Source organism: Chromobacterium sp. HL1 (genome assembly GCF_057418835.1).
The window spans coordinates 1,628,131-1,643,798 of sequence record NZ_CP162399.1; the positions used below are offsets into that span (position 1 = coordinate 1,628,131).

The 15,668-nt window shown below is 62.8% G+C and carries 14 protein-coding genes; 10 read left to right on the forward strand and 4 right to left on the reverse strand.

Features of this window, described 5'->3' with window-relative positions; genetic code table 11:
* The first annotated feature begins 14 nt into the window (after nucleotides 1-14).
* Nucleotides 15-1,715 (forward strand): ABC transporter ATP-binding protein, encoded by a 1,701-nt coding sequence (locus tag AB1Z25_RS07615; protein WP_227107757.1) that lies wholly within the window; start codon nucleotides 15-17, stop codon nucleotides 1,713-1,715.
* Nucleotides 1,716-1,761: 46 nt separating this feature from the next.
* On the opposite strand, the gene AB1Z25_RS07620 is transcribed toward AB1Z25_RS07615, so the two are convergent.
* Both AB1Z25_RS07620 and AB1Z25_RS07625 read right to left on the reverse strand, forming a co-directional pair.
* Nucleotides 1,762-2,307, reverse strand: coding sequence for a hypothetical protein (locus AB1Z25_RS07620; protein ID WP_107799536.1), 546 nt, complete (start codon nucleotides 2,305-2,307; stop codon nucleotides 1,762-1,764).
* Nucleotides 2,308-2,576: 269 nt separating this feature from the next.
* The gene (locus AB1Z25_RS07625; protein ID WP_158274290.1) at nucleotides 2,577-4,226 is read right to left on the reverse strand and encodes a methyl-accepting chemotaxis protein; all 1,650 of its coding nucleotides are present in this window, start codon (nucleotides 4,224-4,226) and stop codon (nucleotides 2,577-2,579) included.
* Nucleotides 4,227-4,909: 683 nt separating this feature from the next.
* Here AB1Z25_RS07625 and parS point away from each other — a divergent pair.
* The 4 genes from parS to cas3 all read left to right on the forward strand — a co-directional run bounded on the left by parS (nucleotide 4,910) and on the right by cas3 (nucleotide 10,298).
* Nucleotides 4,910-5,374: a type II RES/Xre toxin-antitoxin system antitoxin gene (gene parS / locus AB1Z25_RS07630; RefSeq protein ID WP_158274289.1), complete on the forward strand. Its 465-nt coding sequence runs from the start codon at nucleotides 4,910-4,912 to the stop codon at nucleotides 5,372-5,374.
* Nucleotides 5,371-5,811: an RES family NAD+ phosphorylase gene (locus AB1Z25_RS07635; protein ID WP_486636934.1), complete on the forward strand. Its 441-nt coding sequence runs from the start codon at nucleotides 5,371-5,373 to the stop codon at nucleotides 5,809-5,811. The genes parS and AB1Z25_RS07635 overlap by 4 nt, the downstream gene beginning before the upstream one ends.
* A 588-nt stretch (nucleotides 5,812-6,399) precedes the next feature.
* Complete coding sequence (locus AB1Z25_RS07640) at nucleotides 6,400-7,356, forward strand: BPSS1187 family protein (RefSeq protein WP_486636935.1); 957 nt, start codon at nucleotides 6,400-6,402, stop codon at nucleotides 7,354-7,356.
* 266 nt (nucleotides 7,357-7,622) lie between these two features.
* Nucleotides 7,623-10,298, forward strand: coding sequence for a CRISPR-associated helicase Cas3' (gene cas3 / locus AB1Z25_RS07645; RefSeq protein ID WP_486636936.1), 2,676 nt, complete (start codon nucleotides 7,623-7,625; stop codon nucleotides 10,296-10,298).
* A gap of 109 nt (nucleotides 10,299-10,407) precedes the next feature.
* Here cas3 and AB1Z25_RS07650 read toward each other — a convergent pair whose 3' ends face one another.
* Nucleotides 10,408-10,680: a type II toxin-antitoxin system RelE/ParE family toxin gene (locus AB1Z25_RS07650; protein WP_235089189.1), complete on the reverse strand. Its 273-nt coding sequence runs from the start codon at nucleotides 10,678-10,680 to the stop codon at nucleotides 10,408-10,410.
* On the reverse strand, nucleotides 10,677-10,961 hold the full coding sequence (locus AB1Z25_RS07655) for a CopG family ribbon-helix-helix protein (protein ID WP_107799530.1): 285 nt from the start codon (nucleotides 10,959-10,961) through the stop codon (nucleotides 10,677-10,679). The genes AB1Z25_RS07650 and AB1Z25_RS07655 overlap by 4 nt, the downstream gene beginning before the upstream one ends.
* Before the next feature lie 221 nt (nucleotides 10,962-11,182).
* Between AB1Z25_RS07655 and casA the strand changes: the two genes are divergently transcribed.
* From casA to cas6e, 5 genes are read left to right on the forward strand one after another with little or no spacing between them, the layout of a single operon-like run.
* Complete coding sequence (gene casA, locus AB1Z25_RS07660) at nucleotides 11,183-12,733, forward strand: type I-E CRISPR-associated protein Cse1/CasA (protein WP_486636937.1); 1,551 nt, start codon at nucleotides 11,183-11,185, stop codon at nucleotides 12,731-12,733.
* A complete protein-coding gene (casB, locus tag AB1Z25_RS07665) occupies nucleotides 12,726-13,259 on the forward strand; it encodes a type I-E CRISPR-associated protein Cse2/CasB (protein WP_227103835.1) in 534 nt (177 codons plus the stop codon). Before casA ends, casB begins: the two co-directional genes overlap by 8 nt.
* A 25-nt stretch (nucleotides 13,260-13,284) precedes the next feature.
* Nucleotides 13,285-14,421: a type I-E CRISPR-associated protein Cas7/Cse4/CasC gene (cas7e, locus tag AB1Z25_RS07670; protein ID WP_486636938.1), complete on the forward strand. Its 1,137-nt coding sequence runs from the start codon at nucleotides 13,285-13,287 to the stop codon at nucleotides 14,419-14,421.
* A 1-nt stretch (nucleotide 14,422) separates the two neighbouring features.
* Nucleotides 14,423-15,085: a type I-E CRISPR-associated protein Cas5/CasD gene (gene cas5e, locus AB1Z25_RS07675; protein WP_486636939.1), complete on the forward strand. Its 663-nt coding sequence runs from the start codon at nucleotides 14,423-14,425 to the stop codon at nucleotides 15,083-15,085.
* Nucleotides 15,060-15,659 carry a type I-E CRISPR-associated protein Cas6/Cse3/CasE gene (cas6e, locus tag AB1Z25_RS07680; protein WP_486636940.1) on the forward strand — a complete coding sequence of 200 codons (600 nt, stop codon included), beginning with the start codon at nucleotides 15,060-15,062 and terminating at the stop codon, nucleotides 15,657-15,659. The genes cas5e and cas6e overlap by 26 nt, the downstream gene beginning before the upstream one ends.
* Nucleotides 15,660-15,668: the final 9 nt, after the last annotated feature.

Consider the following 15,668-nt stretch of genomic DNA (forward strand, 5'->3'; position numbering starts at 1 on the left):
GGGGAGAACAGACTATGACTCAGAACCAGACCCTGCTGTCGGTGCGCAATCTCAAAGTGGCGTTCCGTCAGGAGAACGGCGGCGATTTCCAGGCGCTCAAGGGCGTCAGCTTCGACATCCCGGCCAAGCGCACCGTGGCCTTGGTGGGCGAATCCGGCTCCGGCAAATCGGTGACTTCCATGGCCATCATGCGCCTGCTGTCGCCGCAGCACGCCAGCATCCACCCGGACAGCCAGATCCTGCTGCAAGGGCGGGATCTGCTCAAGGCCGGGGGCGCCGAGATGCGCGCGCTGCGCGGCAAAGACATCGCGATGATCTTCCAGGAGCCGATGAGCTCGCTGAACCCGGTGTTCAGCGTGGGCGAGCAGATCATGGAAGCCCTGATGCTGCACGCCAAGCTGGGCCGCCGCGCCGCGCGCCGGCGCGCGATCGAACTCTTGCGCGAAGTGGGCCTGCCGGAACCGGAAAGCAAGGTGGACAGCTATCCGCACCAGCTGTCCGGCGGCCAGCAGCAGCGGGTGATGATCGCGATGGCCATCGCCTGCGAACCCAAGCTGCTGATTGCCGACGAACCCACCACCGCGCTGGACGTGACCATCCAGAAGCAGATCCTGCAACTGATCGCGGACCTGCAGAAGAAACACGATATGGCGGTGCTGTTCATCACCCACGACCTGGGCGTGGTGGGCGAGTTCGCCGACGAAGTCATCGTCATGCGTCACGGCGAAATCCGCGAACAAGGCAGCGTGCAGCAAATCTTCGACGCGCCGCAGGACGCCTACACCAAGGCGCTGCTGGCCTGCCGCCCGCACCTTGACCGCCGGCCGCAACGGCTGGCGGTGATCGACGACTTCCTGCAGCCGGGCGGCTATGTGGAACCGCCGCAGCGCGAGCGCGGCTACCGGGACGACGACGAAATCATCCTGGACGTGCGCGGGCTGAGCAAATCCTTCGACGTGCGCGAAGGCTTGTTCGGCAAACGCCAGTTCCACGCGGTCAAGGACGTGTCCTTCAAACTGGCCAAGGGCAAAACCCTGGGCATCGTCGGCGAATCCGGCTCCGGCAAGACCACGGTGGGTCTGACCCTGGTGCGGCTGCACCAGGCCAGCGGCGGGCAGGCGCTGTTCCACGGCCAGGACCTGCTGGGCATGGACGCCAAGGCCTTCCACGCCTACAAACGGCGCATCCAGATCATCTTCCAGAACCCCTACGCCTCGCTGAACCCGCGCTTCACCGTGGAGCAGATCCTGAGCGAACCGATGCAGCTGCACGGCATCGGCCGCGACGGCGGCGAGCGGCGCAAGCTGGCGCAGGAACTGCTGGACAAGGTGGGCATGCCGGCCGGGGCGCTGCAGAAATACCCGCACGAATTCTCCGGCGGCCAGCGTCAGCGCATCGCGATTGCGCGCTGCCTGACCTTGAAGCCGGAAGTGCTGATCTGCGACGAATCGGTGTCGGCGCTGGACGTGTCGGTGCAGGCGCAAGTGCTGAACCTGCTGCAAGACCTGCAGGACGAATACGGCCTGTCCTATCTGTTCATCTCGCACGATCTGGCGGTGGTGAAGCATATCTCCGATCAGGTGATGGTGATGAACAAGGGTGAGGTGGTGGAGCAGGCGGACGCGGATCAGATTTACCGCGAGCCGCGGCAGAGCTATACCCGCAAGTTGTTGGAGTCCATCCCGCAAGGCTGGGTGGGCATGGCGCCGGCCTAAGCGCTGACGGCCATTCGCACAAAACCGCCGGGAAACCGGCGGTTTTTTATTGTCCGGCCAGCGCGCGGAAACCGTAATGCAGCAGCGCGTAAGCGCCAAACAGGATACAGGCCAGCGCGCCGTAAGCCAGGGCGGAGCGGCCGGCGTGGCTCAAGTCCGTGCTGCTGGGCAGGCAGCCGTCCCAGCACTGCGCCGCCAGAAAGCCCAGTCCGGCCGCGGCCGGGCTCAGCCACGGCCAGCGCGCCGCCAGCGCCAGCAGGCCCCAACCCAGCGGCAGCAACAGCAAGGGCGCAATGCCGATGGGCAGCGCGTTCCACCACGTCAGCCGGTTGAAGCCCACCTGACCCAGCGTCAGCTGCCGGCCGTTGCGGCGCGGCCACACGCTGAAGCGGCTGGGCCGCGCCCGCAGCAGCCAGCCCACCAGGAAGTGGCAGAGCTCGTGCAGCACCGTGCCCGGCAGCGACAGCGCCACATAGGGCCAGAACCAGGCGCGGCGGCGCAACTGACGGCTGAGCAACAGGAACAGCGCCGGCCACAGCAGCACGGCGGGAGAGGGGGCGAACGGCGCGTACAGCGGCTCGAGGACGGACATGGGAAGAAGAGGGCGGGCGAAAACCTGGATTGTGGCATGAGAACCTGTTTACGATCTGCTGCGCTTCGGCGATACAGCGTTGAAAACGCCCTCAAAATGCTCATGTACCACTTGTACATTCCGCTTTTTCGCTCGTTTTCGCCTTGTCTCGCTCTTGCTCGCGAGATTGTAAACACGTTCTGCGGGCGCGCCCGGACCAAGCCGGACGCGCCCTCAAGCTTGAGAGGCTGGATGTTTAGAAGGCGTTCAAGGGCTGGAGCTTCTTGTTTTTAATCCGCGCGGAAGCGGTTGATCGCCGCATCCAGCCCATGCGCCAGGCCGGACAACTGCTGCGCCATGGCGGAGGATTCCTCCACCGACAAGCCGTTTTCCGTGCCCATATTGGCGATGCGCTCCACGTTCTTGGCGGCGTCGTTGCTGGCCGTGCTCTGCTCGCGCATCGCCTCGGCGATCTCGCTGGTTTTCTCCAGCAGACGGGTGGACAGCACGCGGATCTGTGCCAGGCGCTCGGACAGCGTGCCGCTCAGCGCCACGCCGGTTTCCACTCGTTCGGTGGCCTCGCGCATGCTGGCCACCGCCGTGGTGGTGTCGCCTTGCACCGCCTTGATTTTTTCGGAGATTTCGCCGGTGGCTTGCGCGGTGCGTTCCGCCAGCTTGCGCACCTCGTCCGCCACCACGGCGAAGCCGCGGCCGGTTTCGCCGGCGCGCGCCGCCTCGATGGCCGCGTTCAAGGCCAGCAGATTGGTCTGCTCGGCGATGTCGTGGATCACGTCCACGATGTTGCCGATCTCATCGGAACGCTGGTTCAGGCCGATGATGATGGTCTCGGAGCGGCTGATTACGCTGGCGATCTCGGACATCTGCTGCGCGGCCTGGCCGGCCACCTCGCTGCCGCTCACCGCCTCGTTCATGCTGCTCTTGGCCTCGCCGGCCATTTCCACCGCGTGCTCGGCCACCAGATTGATGCTGACCGTCATCTCCTCCACCGCGGCGGCGGTGGACGAAGAAGCGTCGGTCTGCACCTGGGACGCCTCGGCAATGCGCTTGGACACGCCGGACAGCGCGTGGGCAGTGTCGTTCACCTGCTTGGCGTCCTCGCGGGTCTGCTGCAGAAAGGCGCGCAGATTGCCCAGCAGCTGCGCCAGCGCGCGGCCGGTTTCGCTGACTTCGTCGCGGCCGGTTTGATCCACCGTCACCGTCAGATCGTTCTTCTCCGCCGCGTGGCGCATGGTCTGCTGCATGGCCTGCAAGGGACGGGTGATGGAACGGACGATGGCGAAGGCCAGCGCGACGCCCACCACCAGGGCCAGGCCCAGAATGGTCAGCATCATATTGCGGGTGTTCTTCATGCTGACCGCCAGCGCGTCCTCCGCGGACTGCGCGGACTCGTCCGCCAGCTTGCTCAGGCTGTTGAGCGCGTCGCGCGCCTCGTAGAGCTTGGGCTTGAACGGGGTGATGCCGGCGTCGCCGACATTGGCCCGGCTGATCTCGCCGCTGGCGATCTTCTGATACAGCCCGTTCATGCCCTGCTCGTAGCCGGAGATGCCGGTCAGCATGCTGTCGAAGGTTTTCTGGTGATCCGCGGCCATGGCCATGGACTTGGCGGTGGCCGCCTGGTTCTTGAACTCGGCGATGTGCTTGTCCAGCAACTGCTTATTGGTCTGGATGCTCTGATCCGAGTTGTCCGGATTGCCGATGCTGATGAAGATGTTCTTCTCATCCTGGCGGATGTGCAGCATATTGCTTTGCATGGCGTTCATCTGGTAGCGGAACGCGATTTTCTGGTCAAACAGCGAGGTCAGCTCGCCATCCATCTGGTTCAGCGACCACCAGCCGGAACCGCCCACCAGAGCCACTGCAAACAGCAGGCTGCCCGCCAGCGCGGCGATGCGCTGCCCGATCGTGAATTGACTTAACATAATGCCCCCCATAGGCGCTGATATTCATCTTTTTTCATAGCAAACGCCTATGAATTGGCGATTGCATCAATGTGTGAAGACGCAGCGCTTCGTGCCGGCACGGACTCCAGCTTGGGCCGGGACTCTGGAACATCGGGAACGGGCCCACAGGCCGGAATGACGGAGTGTTTCAATGCCAGCGCCCCTCCTCGTGCGGAGGCGGAAGCGGTGCGACGTTCATTGAATAGGCGCAATCATAATTCACGCCGCGCCGATAGTCCTAATGGTTATTTTTGCATCGCAAAGCGGGAACATAGGGTGTATGTCCGGGCAAGCGGGGCAAGGCGGGGTGCCAAGGCCGGGCATGGGGCCGATATGAGGTTTTTTCATGTCCTGTGCAATGTAAAAGACATAAAATCCGCATTGCCGCTTTCAAACGTCAAGATCGGGTCGGCCTAATCCAAGCGTCCGGCGTGCAGCTTCTGTTGCGTTTAGACCCGCTAACAAAACCCCTGATCCTGCGTTGCGCCTCCTTGCCGTACGACTTGCACTGCCTGCGTCGGCGCGCCTTGGCTCAGGTTCTCTGCGAGGTTTTGTTAGCGGCTCTTAGAGTCAGAAGAGGGAAGCCGGTCAAGCCGCGCCCTTGTTTTGTTTTGGCAAAATGCCGATAATAAGTGAGCAAATTGCCAAATCAAGGAGGGGCCATGAAAGCGCTGCAAGTATTCGTGCCGGAGACGCCGGTCCCGCCCATGGTGGAACACAGCCTGTTGCAGGAACTGAGCGTGTTGGTGGGGCAGGAAATGCTCAACGATTTCGACGTGGCCAAAGTGGTGGAGCTGGGCGTGGACACCGGCATGCTGGAACGCCTGGTGGACGCCGGCCTCAGCCGCGGCGAACTGGAGTTCGTCATCCCGCCGCGCACCCTGTCCCATCGCATCAAGAAGGGCCAGACGCTGAACACCGAGGAATCCGAACGCGGCGTGCGCGTGGCCAAGCTGCTGTTGCTGGCGGAAGACCTGTTCGGCGACAAGGACGCCGCCGCCCAATGGCTGCGCAAGCCGCTGCACCGCTTTGAGGGCAAATCGCCGCTGGACATGGCCCATACCGAGCCCGGCGCGCGGCTGGTGGAGCAACTGATCGCCCAAGCCAACGAAGGCTACGCGGCGTGATTGCCTGGCGCATCAGCCGCTACGCAGACCTCAAGGGCCTGGGCGGGCTGCGCTGGCCCGGCCGCTGGCATCCCGCCGGCCAGCCCATCGTCTACCTGGCGGACCACCCGGCCAGCGCCATGCTGGAAGCGCTGGTGCACCTGGAAGTGGCCGTCCTGCCCGCCACCTTCACCCTGCTGCAAGTGGAACTGCCGGACCGCCTGGTGCAGACGCTGGACCAGGCCAGCCTGCCGGCTGACTGGATCCTGCAACCCGCGCTCACCCAGGGCCTGGGCCACCACTGGCTGCAACGTCAGGCCTCCGCCGCGCTGCAAGTGCCCAGCGCGGTGGCCCCCAACGCCCACAACTACCTGCTCAACCCCCTCCATCCGGACGCCGGCGCCTGCCGGATACTCAGCGTGCGGGACGTGCCTTGGGATGCGCGCCTGAAGTCTTGATGAAGACTCCGCCGTGCCTACCTTCCGCTTGTCCAACGGTCTGTGCCTTGTCTTGCTGTTTTTAAACTTTTCGATGTAAACAATTGTAAACAAATTCTTGGCCTAAATCCGTCTTGCCGCGCTTTTGCGCGCAGGACTGCGCGAGTAGAGTCGGAGAACGTGTTTACGATCTCGCGAGCCAGAACGAGGCAAGGCGAAAGCGGCCGAGAAGACGGAATGTACAAGGGATACATGAGCATTCTGAAGTTGTTTTCAACGCCGTATCGCCGACGCGCAGCAGATCGTAAACCGATTCTTAGAGCCTGTTCAAAGTCTCGCGAGCAAGGGCGAGACAAGGCGAAAACGAGCGAAAAAGCGGAATGTACAGGTGGTACATGAGCATTTTGAGCTTGTACTCACCGTGCAACGCTTCACGAAGCGCAGCAGACTTTGAACAGGTTCTGAGAAAACTAGCCAAGGGCTCACGTAGGCCCAAGGCAGCCGGGGCAATTCAACCCACTTACAGAGCGGCTGACAAACCCCTGATGCCGCGTTGCGCCGACTTGCCGTACTCAAAGTACTGCCTGCGCGGCGCGCTTGGCCTCAGACGTGAAACTGAGTTTGTTAGCCGCTCTTATTGAAGATGCGAGGAATGCAATGACAGTTTGGAAATGGGCTGGCAAGACGGCCGCGGCGGCGCTGCTGTTCAGTATCGCCACGGCCACATGGGCGGACGCTGTCCGCAAGGATATTCTTCCCGCGGATACCGATGGCGGGATTGTGGCGAACAGCGGGCCGCACATCGTTTTCTCAACGGAAAGGGGCGGACACGCGCCGCTGCTGGTCTTCCTGCCTGGAACCGGCGGCGAAACCACGCGTACCGTGGTGGGCGAACAGGCTTTCATCGACACCGCCCTGGCTCAGGGCTACCGCTTCATCATCCTGTCCTATATCGACACGCCGGCCGTTTCCCAGGTTTGCACCCGGCCGGTGCTGGCGACCAATCCGGACTGCGCGGCACACATGCGCCAGAAGCGCGCCTTTGGGGAAAACGCCACCCCGCTGATCCAGGACAAACCCAAAGACGCCATTGTCCATAGACTGACCGCTCTGCTGCGCTACCTGGCCAAGACCGATCCCCAAGGCCGTTGGGAACAGTATCTGGACAAACAAGCCGTGGACTGGAGCAAGATCGTGCTGTCCGGTCAATCCCAAGGCGGCGGCATGGCCGCCTATATCGCCAAGCGCGTGGCCGTCAGAGGCGTGATCGACTTTTCCGGCGGCTGGGACATGCGCGCCAACAATCGCATCGCCTCCTGGTACGCCTCTCCCGGCGCCACGCCGCCGGACAGGTTGTTCGGCACCTATCACGTGCAAGAGCGCTTTGCCGATCTTATCCGCACTTCCTATAACGCGATGCGCATCCCGGCCGACCACCAGTTTGCGCTGAATAAACCGATACGCCGCCCCAACGCCGACAACCCCGGACATGGAGAAGGCGCCAGCAATCCGGTGTACCGGGAGCTGTGGCAGGAGATGTTGGAGCAGCTTAAGAGAGGGGAATGAGGGGCAGGGGCTGCTTGGGTGGCCGCGTCTTGCCTCCATGCCTAAATTGCCTGTCTATGCGAACGCCAGCGTTAGAACCGGCCTGATCGACTCGCGTCCGGCTTGCCTTGCGCAATGTCAAACGCGTTCCTTCGCTTATCGGTGTTGCTTTCGGCATAATTGAGCACTCATCAAGGCGGCTATCCGTTTCCGCTTTGTCTTGAGTTCCAAGGCGGCCCTGAAGCGCTGCCGTTGTTTAGGTACGAGCGGCAGCAAGGGTTGAGTGCATGGAAACATCATTGAGTGTGGCGGTGCGCAGCTTATGGGCCAAAAGTGGCGAAGAGGGTGGGCATGGCCTGTTGTGTCACATGTTGGATGTGGCTGCCGTGGCCTCCGTGCTGTTGGAGTGGTGTCTGGCTGCGCCAGAGACGGCTCCGGACTGGTTTGGCCTGCCGTCAGAGTCCCTGAATGGGTGGCTGGCCGCCTTGGTGGGTTTGCATGATCTCGGCAAAGCCACTCCGGGGTTTCAGGCCAAGTGGGAAGCCGGGCGCTTACAAGTTGAGCGCGCCGGCTTGCCATTCTCATCGGTGGTGGCGCTGGCGCAAGACCGGCATGACTTGGCCAGTGTGGCCTTGCTGCCGGGCTTGTTGCAGGCCGAGGGCGTACCGAGATTATGGTCGCAGGATGCGGCACAGGCTGTCAGCGCCCACCACGGTTTCAACTTTACCTCCTTGGGCGCTGGTGCTCCGCTGCGTGAACCGGCCATTTGGAAGCAGACAAGGCAGAGTCTATTCCAGGCCTATTGGCACACCCTGGCGCCGTCTGATGTTCCGCCGGATCATCCATTGCCGCTGCTTGCAGTGGAGTGGCTGGCCGGTCTGACTAGCGTATGCGACTGGATCGGCTCTAATGCGGACTGGTTTCCGCCTGGAGAGCGGGGCGATACGCCATCCGCCCACTATCACGCCGCCAGACGTCTGGCGGAATCGGCGCTGTCTTCCCCTGACAAACTGGGCTGGCCATCCAGCCGGCCCTTATTGCATCAACAGGCCTGTTCTTGTGACGCGATATTGGCGCGGCTGCTGAGCGCGGAGGCCTCTGCACAGGCGAGGCCGCTGCAACTAACCGGCGACGCCTTGTTGATTCAGGGAAGCGGCCCGGCGCTAATGTTGGTGGAAGCGCCGATGGGAGAAGGCAAGACCGAACTGGCCTTTATTGCGGCTTTGCGTTTGCAGGCGCGCCAACATCACCGTGGCTTCTATCTGGCGCTGCCTACCCAAGCCACCGGCAATGCCATGTTCGAGCGGACCTTGGCCTTTCTGCGCGCATTCGCCTCCGGGGAGCGGCAGGATATCCAGCTATTGCATGGCGGGGCCGCCATGAATCAGACCGTTGCGCATTTGCGCGAGATCTGGGGCCAGCATGGTAATGACGCGGTGGGCTCCTCCGGCTGGTTTGTCCAACGTCGGCGGGGCTTGTTGTCTCCCTATGGCGTGGGCACTGTGGACCAGGCCTTGTTTTCTGTATTGAACGTCAAACATCACTTTGTCCGGCTATGGGGGCTGGCCAATAAGGTGGTGGTTTTGGACGAGGTGCATGCCTACGACACCTATACCGGTCGCTTGATTGAAACCTTGCTGGCTTGGCTGAAAGCCTTGGGTTGCTCGGTCATCTTGATGAGCGCCACTTTGCCGGATACACGGCGCGCGCGTTTATTGCAGGCCTGGGGCGTGGATGAGCGCGAGCTGCCGTCGCCGGCCTATCCGCGGATATTGCTGGTGGATGACGCCGGAGCGCGTGGCGCCACCTTTAACGCGCGTGAACAGCAGCCTATCGCCGTGACCGGCCTCCCGGAGGGCTTGGACCACATCGCCGCCGCCGCGCGGCTTGCCTTGGAGCAGGACGGGTGTGGCGTGGTCATCGTGAATACCGTGGACCGGGCACAGCAGCTGTACCAGCTATTGCGGCCATATTGTCCGTCAGATGGCATGCTGTTGCTGTTTCATGCCCGCTTCCCCGCCGAGCAGCGTCGGCAGCTAGAGCAGCAAGTGTTGTCCACTTTCGGCTCCTCTCCCGCCATGGGCTCGCGTCCCAAGCGTGCTTTGCTGATTGCGACGCAAGTGGCGGAGCAAAGCCTGGACATTGATTTCGATTTCATGATTTCCGATCTCTGTCCCGTCGACCTTCTATTGCAACGCGCCGGCCGCTTGCACCGGCATCAACGCAAACAACGCCCGGCGGCGCACGCGCAACCACGATTGCAAGTGGCCGGCTTGCTAGCCGATGTGGTGCCCGAACTGGAACAGACCGGCTGGGGACGGGTGTATGGCGATTACCTCTGCCTGGTGACCTGGGCCGTGCTGCAAAACGAGCCAGTCTGGCGGCTGCCGCAGGACATCGACCGCCTGGTGCAGGCGGTGTACGCGCCCTGGCCGGATTTGGATCATTTGCCGGAGGCCTTGCGCGAACGGCTTGAAATGGTGGAACGCACCCGTCATGGCGCCAAGGCCAATTTTCAGGCGCAGTTGGCGCAGCAGATTGCGCTGGATCTACAGAGTGAGGCCGCCATCGCTTACATCGGCAAGCCGCATGGCGCTGATGAAGACGATACCTTGGCCTTGCGCAACCGCACCCGGCTGGGGGATGACAGCCTGACCGTGATTCCGGTCTGGGTCGATGCCGATGGGCGCTGGCGGCCTGAGCCGGATGGCGCATCGCTCGATCCGCAGCAAGCCGTGTCGGATGCGCTTGCCCAAAGACTGTTTGAACGGCACATCAAATTGTCGCGCCGACAGCTGGTCCTGCATTTACTGGAGCAACCTGGGTATCCGGCTTTGAGCGAACATCCCTTGCTCAGTCATTGCCATGTATTGCCGTTGACAAAGGACGGCGATTACCAGATGGGAGAGGTGCGCGTATCGCTGGACCCGCGCTTGGGGCTTGTTTATGGGAAACAGAAATAAGGGAGGAGGCATGGCTGCCGCACTTCCATGTCATGATTTTGCCATGAGCAGAGATTTGTCTAGCGTAGCGGCAAAATAAACGTCAACAGACCCTAAATAAATCTAATATTCATGGCCATTGTCGGGCTACATGCAAAATTCGGAGTACCCGAAGTTGATCTATTGTCACATCATAAACGCAGATATAGTGGCGATGAAGCACCCACTCCCGTGTGCCGGCAACACACCCTGCACGGCCCAACTCTGGGTGCTGAAGCAGCCGAAGAATTTGCTGCTCAAAATGCTTATCAAGATCAAGAGCGGCTACTGGATTGTCGGCTGCAATATAGTCAAAAATAGCCTCGCGATCTGACACCGCCTCAAGCGTCCACACCAATTTCATCGTTCAGCCATTCTTCGGCGCAACGCTGCTCTTTTAGCTGCAAAACGCGCGTCTACCTCATCACCTTCTACCAGCTCTCCGGAGTTTGCCTGGTCCAAACCCTGCTGGACCTGATGACGGAACCACTGCTCATATTCAGCAACCTCCTTATTTTCCCGTACGACATCACGCATAAAGTCACGGAGCAACTGAGCCCCAGTGCGGTCTCGAAGCTTGGCTATTTTGGCAAATTCTTGTTTTAGTGACTCATCGACACGAAAAGTAAAAGTCGTTTCGCTCATGGCGTTCCTTATTTGTGTTACAAGGCACTTAAAAAGTAATGAAATCATACATATAGCTAGACTGCAAAACAAGTTGCCTTTAAGTGTTACTGGCATTGTCGTTCTCAATTGGTGAGAGAAACGAAGATGGCGTACAGCTCAGGCAGGGAAGCCATCTAGTGGCCGGTCCTTCCCGCCATCTGTTAGATTGATGTCCATGGCATTCGCGAAGGGGGGTGTTTATGAATAAAACCATCAGTCTGCTGGACGCCGCCTGGCTCCCGGTCCGCTACCTGGATGGGCGCGTGGCCGATATCGGCCTGGTGCAGCTATTCGCCGATGCCGACCGCATCGCCGCCCTGGCCGACACCGCGCCGCCCAGCCTGCTGGCCGAGTACCGTCTGCTGCTGGCCATCCTCAATCGTGCGCTGCGGCGCGGCTTTGGGCGCTGGGATAGTGCCGATCTGGCGCGCTGCTACCGCGAAGGCCTGCCGGTGGTCGCCATTCACGACTACCTGGAGCATTGGCGCGGCGTCTTCAATCTGTTTGATCCGCAACGCCCCTTCATGCAGGTGGCGGCCCTGGCCCAAGACGAAGCCACTCGCGACAAGGCCAAGCCCTGGTCGCAGATTTCCCTGGCCAGCAGCATCGGCAACAGCCCGGTGCTCTTTGATCATTCTATTGATAGTCAACCCTCCGCCATTCCCGCTGCCGAAGCGCTACGCCATTTGCTGGGCTTTTTGCAGTTCACCCCAGGTGGCTTGGTGAAAACCCTGCGCGACTCCGACAAGGCCGGGCCGCTGGCCAATACCGCCGCCAGTCTGCCCCTAGGGCAAACCCTGGCGCAAACCCTGTTGTTGGCCCTGCACCCGTCGGGGCCGGATGATGACCTGCCTGCCTGGGAAAAACCCCAGCCCACCATAGCCCAATTACGCGCCGAACCCACGCTGGCCAGCGGCCACAACGACCGCTACACCCGGCTGAGCCGTGCCGTGTTGCTGCTGCCCGAGCCCGATGGCGTCACTGTGCGGCAGCTGCGTTTTGCCGCTGGGTTGGCGCTGGCCGACAACGAACAAGCGCCGGACGCCATGGCCAGCTATCGCATGGGCGTCAACAATATGGTGCGGCTGAGCTTTGGCGAGGGCCGGGCGTTTTGGCGCGATTTGGGCGCCTTGCTGCCGCCGAACCCCGCCGACGACAAAGCGCATTCGCTGGCGGCGGCCACCCTGGGCTGGGCCCGGCATTTACAGCACAGGCTGGGGCAGGCCGAGCCGCTGAGCGTGATGATCTTGGGTCTGTCCAGCAATCAGGCCAAGCTGGAGCGCTGGCGCGCCGAGCGTTTTGAACTGCCGCAACGCGTGCTGGAGCAAGCGGAGGGCGCGGAAGAAGTCCGCGGCAAGCTGCGCGAAGCCGAAGAACTGTACAGCAAGCTGCGCCTGGTCATGGCCGGCATGTTGGCCGCCGTCATGCCAGACCCGGGCCACAAGGACACGCGAGGCCGGGCGCGGGCGCAACTGGACGCCGGCCCGGCGCCGGCGGCCTACTTCAGCGCGCTGGAAAGCCGCTGGCCGCAGTTGTTGGAGCGGATAGGCGCGGAAGCGTTGGAACACGCCGACGCCTATTGGCGGGACGCGCTGCGCCGTGCCGCCAAGCTGGCCTGGGACGCCGCTTGCCGCCAATTGGGCGGCAACGCCGCCGCGCTGAAAGCGCTGGCGCTGGCCGAGCCCGGTTACCTGGCTTTGATCCGTCCCTTGACCCAAGCATCCACGCAAGAGGAGAACAATCATGTCTGAACTGGCGCAGGACTTCGTCAAACACCTGCAAACCCTGGCGGAGCGCAACCGCGGCGCACTGGCCGAGCTGCGCCGCAGCGCCGGTTTCGCGCCGGGCGCCTACCCGCCGGCCTACCCCCATGTCGAGCGCTTTGTGCCAACGGACAGCCATGCCGAGGATAGCTTCCGCCGCGCGCTCTACCTGACCGCCGCGCTGTTTGCCCAACTGCCCAAGCAACAAACCGGCCGCAGCTTTGCCCAGGCCTTTGGCGCGCTGTGGCGGCAGCGGGACAGCGCCAGCCTGGAGCAGCGCTTCGTCACACTGCTGGACGCCGAACCGGAAACACTGCCCAACTATCTGAGGCAAGCCTTCTCGCTATTGGCGGCTGAGCAGCAAGGCTTGGACTACGCCGCGCTGCTGCAAGATCTGGCCCGCTGGCTATCGTCCTGGCAGCCGCAGCGCTACGACGGCGTCAGCGGCCGCGATCTGGTGCGCCGTAACTGGGCGCGAGACTTTTATCGCCAATCCGCCCCCCTGAACGACTGAACCCCAGCCCCGTATGGAGAGAGCCATGAGTCTGTTTATCGAATTTCATCTGATTCAGAACTTCGCGCCGTCCAATCTTAACCGCGACGATACCGGCGCGCCCAAGGACGCCGTTTTCGGCGGCTACCGCCGCGCGCGCGTCAGCAGCCAGTGCTTCAAACGCGCGGTACGTCTGCAAGCGGATTTTCCCCCCGCCAATCAAGGCGTGCGCACCAAAAAACTGCTGGAACTGCTGCGTGAGCAACTCCAGCAGCGTTTCGGCCTGGCCGGGGAAGAACTGGACGGCCGCATTGAAAGCGCATTGGCCGCCGCCGGGCTCAAACTCAAGGAAGACGGCAAGACCGAATACCTGCTCTTTTTGGGCCAACAGGAGATAGACGGCTTCGCCAATCTGATTCACGCCCACTGGGATGAGCTGGCCCCGTCGGCCAATGGCGAGAAAAAGAGCAAGAAAGACGTCAAGGCCAATGTGCCGCCGGAACTGGCCAAACAGGCCAAGGCCATCATGAACGGCGGCAAGGCGCTGGACGTAGCCTTGTTCGGCCGCATGCTGGCGGACCTGCCGGAAGTCAACCAGGATGCCGCCTGCCAGGTGGCGCACGCCATCAGTACTCATCAAGTGGTGCGTGACTTCGACTACTTCACCGCCGTGGACGACAAAGGCAGTGCCGATGAAACCGGCGCCGGCATGATAGGCCAGGTGGAATTCAACTCCGCCACCTTCTACCGCTACGGCGCGCTGGACCCGGCCAAGCTGGCTGGCAATCTGCAAGGCGACCGTGAGCTGGCGCTCGCCGGCGTGCGCGCGCTGGTGCAAGCCATGGCCCGCGCCATTCCCAGCGGCAAGCAAAACACCTTTGCCGCCCACAACCCGCCCAGCTTCATCGGCATCGCCGTCCGCCATGCCAGCCCGCTCAACCTGGCCAACGCTTTTGAAAAACCTGTTTACGCCCGCAACGGCGAAGCGCTCACCGGCCAATCCGTGGCGGCGCTCGCGGGTTACGATGACAAGCTGGCCGGTCCCTATGGCGACGCGCGCGACGCCTGGGCCTATATCGACCTGACCGACGCCTGGCCGCAGGCCAAAGGCGAGCGGCAAACCAGCCTGGCGGCGCTGGCGGATTGGGCCGCCCAACAGGCCGGCGCCGCATGGGAGCGGTGATATGGCCACCCTGCTGCTCAGGCTGGCCGGCCCCATGCAAGCCTGGGGCACCACCAGCCGCTTCGACGAACGCGACAGCGGTCTGGAACCCTCCAAGTCCGGCGTTATCGGCTTGATCTGCGCTGCGCTGGGGCGCGACCGCGCGCAAGCGGTGGACGATCTGGCCGCGCTGCGCATGGGGGTCCGGGTGGATAGAGAAGGCCTGCTGATGCGCGACTACCAAACCGCCACCGGCGTATTGCTCGCTTCAGGCAAGGCCGATCTCAAGCGCACCGTGATCAGCCCCCGCTACTACCTGGCCGACGCGGTGTTTCTGGTGGGGCTGGAAGGCGACGCCGGCCTGCTGCGCCATATCCAGCAAGCCTTGCGTCAGCCGCATTGGCCGCTGGCCTTAGGCCGCAAATCCATGCCGCCGTCGCAGCCGGTTTGGCTGGAAGAGGGCGTGCAGGAGCATGGCCTGGAAGATTGCCTGCGCCATCGTTGGCCGCGCTTGGCTCCGCCCCAGCGCGAGCAAGCCGGTCAGCCGCTGCGCCTGATGTTGGAACATCCGTCGGAAGGCGCGGTGAGGCTGGACCAACCTGTGGCGCCGTTTGCCGAACGCCGCTTCGGCCCCCGCTTTGTCAAATCGGAGGTGGCGGATGTACCTGACACAACTGACGCTTGACCCCGGCCACCCCGCCGCGCGGCGGGATCTGGCCAATGCCTACGACATGCACCGCAGCCTATGCCGCGCCTTCGTCGCCGCGGCCGACGATATCCCGCCGCGCTTTCTGTGGCGGCTGGAACGCTGCGACGCAGAAGCCGGCGTAGCCGTATTGCTGCTGCAATCGCCGGAGCCTGGCCATTGGCAGGTACTGGCGCAAGTGCGAGCCGTACAATGCAAGCCGCTGCCGCTGGAGCAACTGATCGAGACGGATCGCCGCTATCGTTTCCGCCTGCTGGCCAATCCCACCGTCACCCGTGGCGGCAAACGCTATGGTCTGCTGCGGGAAGAAGAGCAACTGGCCTGGCTGACGCGGCAGTTGCAGCAGGCCGGCGCCGTGCCGCAGCGGGTGGAGCGCAGTCTCAGCCAGCAGTGGCGGCTGCGCAAGCCGGGCGGCGTCATCACCCTGCAAGCGGCGTGTTTCGACGGCGTGCTGGCGGTGGACAACGCCCAACGGCTGCGCGCGGCGGTGGCCGCCGGCCTGGGGCACGCCAAGGCCATGGGCCTGGGCCTGCTGTCCCTGGCTCCGGCTTAAGGACGGCGG

Coding starts and splice junctions, on each gene's coding strand:
- cas7e (WP_486636938.1), top strand. CDS start 13,285: ATGAGTCTGTTTATCGAATTTCATCTGATTCAGAACTTCGCGCCGTCC.
- parS (WP_158274289.1), top strand. CDS start 4,910: ATGAAAGCGCTGCAAGTATTCGTGCCGGAGACGCCGGTCCCGCCCATG.
- cas6e (WP_486636940.1), top strand. CDS start 15,060: ATGTACCTGACACAACTGACGCTTGACCCCGGCCACCCCGCCGCGCGG.
- AB1Z25_RS07655 (WP_107799530.1), bottom strand. CDS start 10,961: ATGAGCGAAACGACTTTTACTTTTCGTGTCGATGAGTCACTAAAACAA.
- AB1Z25_RS07620 (WP_107799536.1), bottom strand. CDS start 2,307: ATGTCCGTCCTCGAGCCGCTGTACGCGCCGTTCGCCCCCTCTCCCGCC.
- AB1Z25_RS07615 (WP_227107757.1), top strand. CDS start 15: ATGACTCAGAACCAGACCCTGCTGTCGGTGCGCAATCTCAAAGTGGCG.
- cas5e (WP_486636939.1), top strand. CDS start 14,423: ATGGCCACCCTGCTGCTCAGGCTGGCCGGCCCCATGCAAGCCTGGGGC.
- AB1Z25_RS07650 (WP_235089189.1), bottom strand. CDS start 10,680: ATGAAATTGGTGTGGACGCTTGAGGCGGTGTCAGATCGCGAGGCTATT.
- casA (WP_486636937.1), top strand. CDS start 11,183: ATGAATAAAACCATCAGTCTGCTGGACGCCGCCTGGCTCCCGGTCCGC.
- casB (WP_227103835.1), top strand. CDS start 12,726: ATGTCTGAACTGGCGCAGGACTTCGTCAAACACCTGCAAACCCTGGCG.
- AB1Z25_RS07625 (WP_158274290.1), bottom strand. CDS start 4,226: ATGTTAAGTCAATTCACGATCGGGCAGCGCATCGCCGCGCTGGCGGGC.
- cas3 (WP_486636936.1), top strand. CDS start 7,623: ATGGAAACATCATTGAGTGTGGCGGTGCGCAGCTTATGGGCCAAAAGT.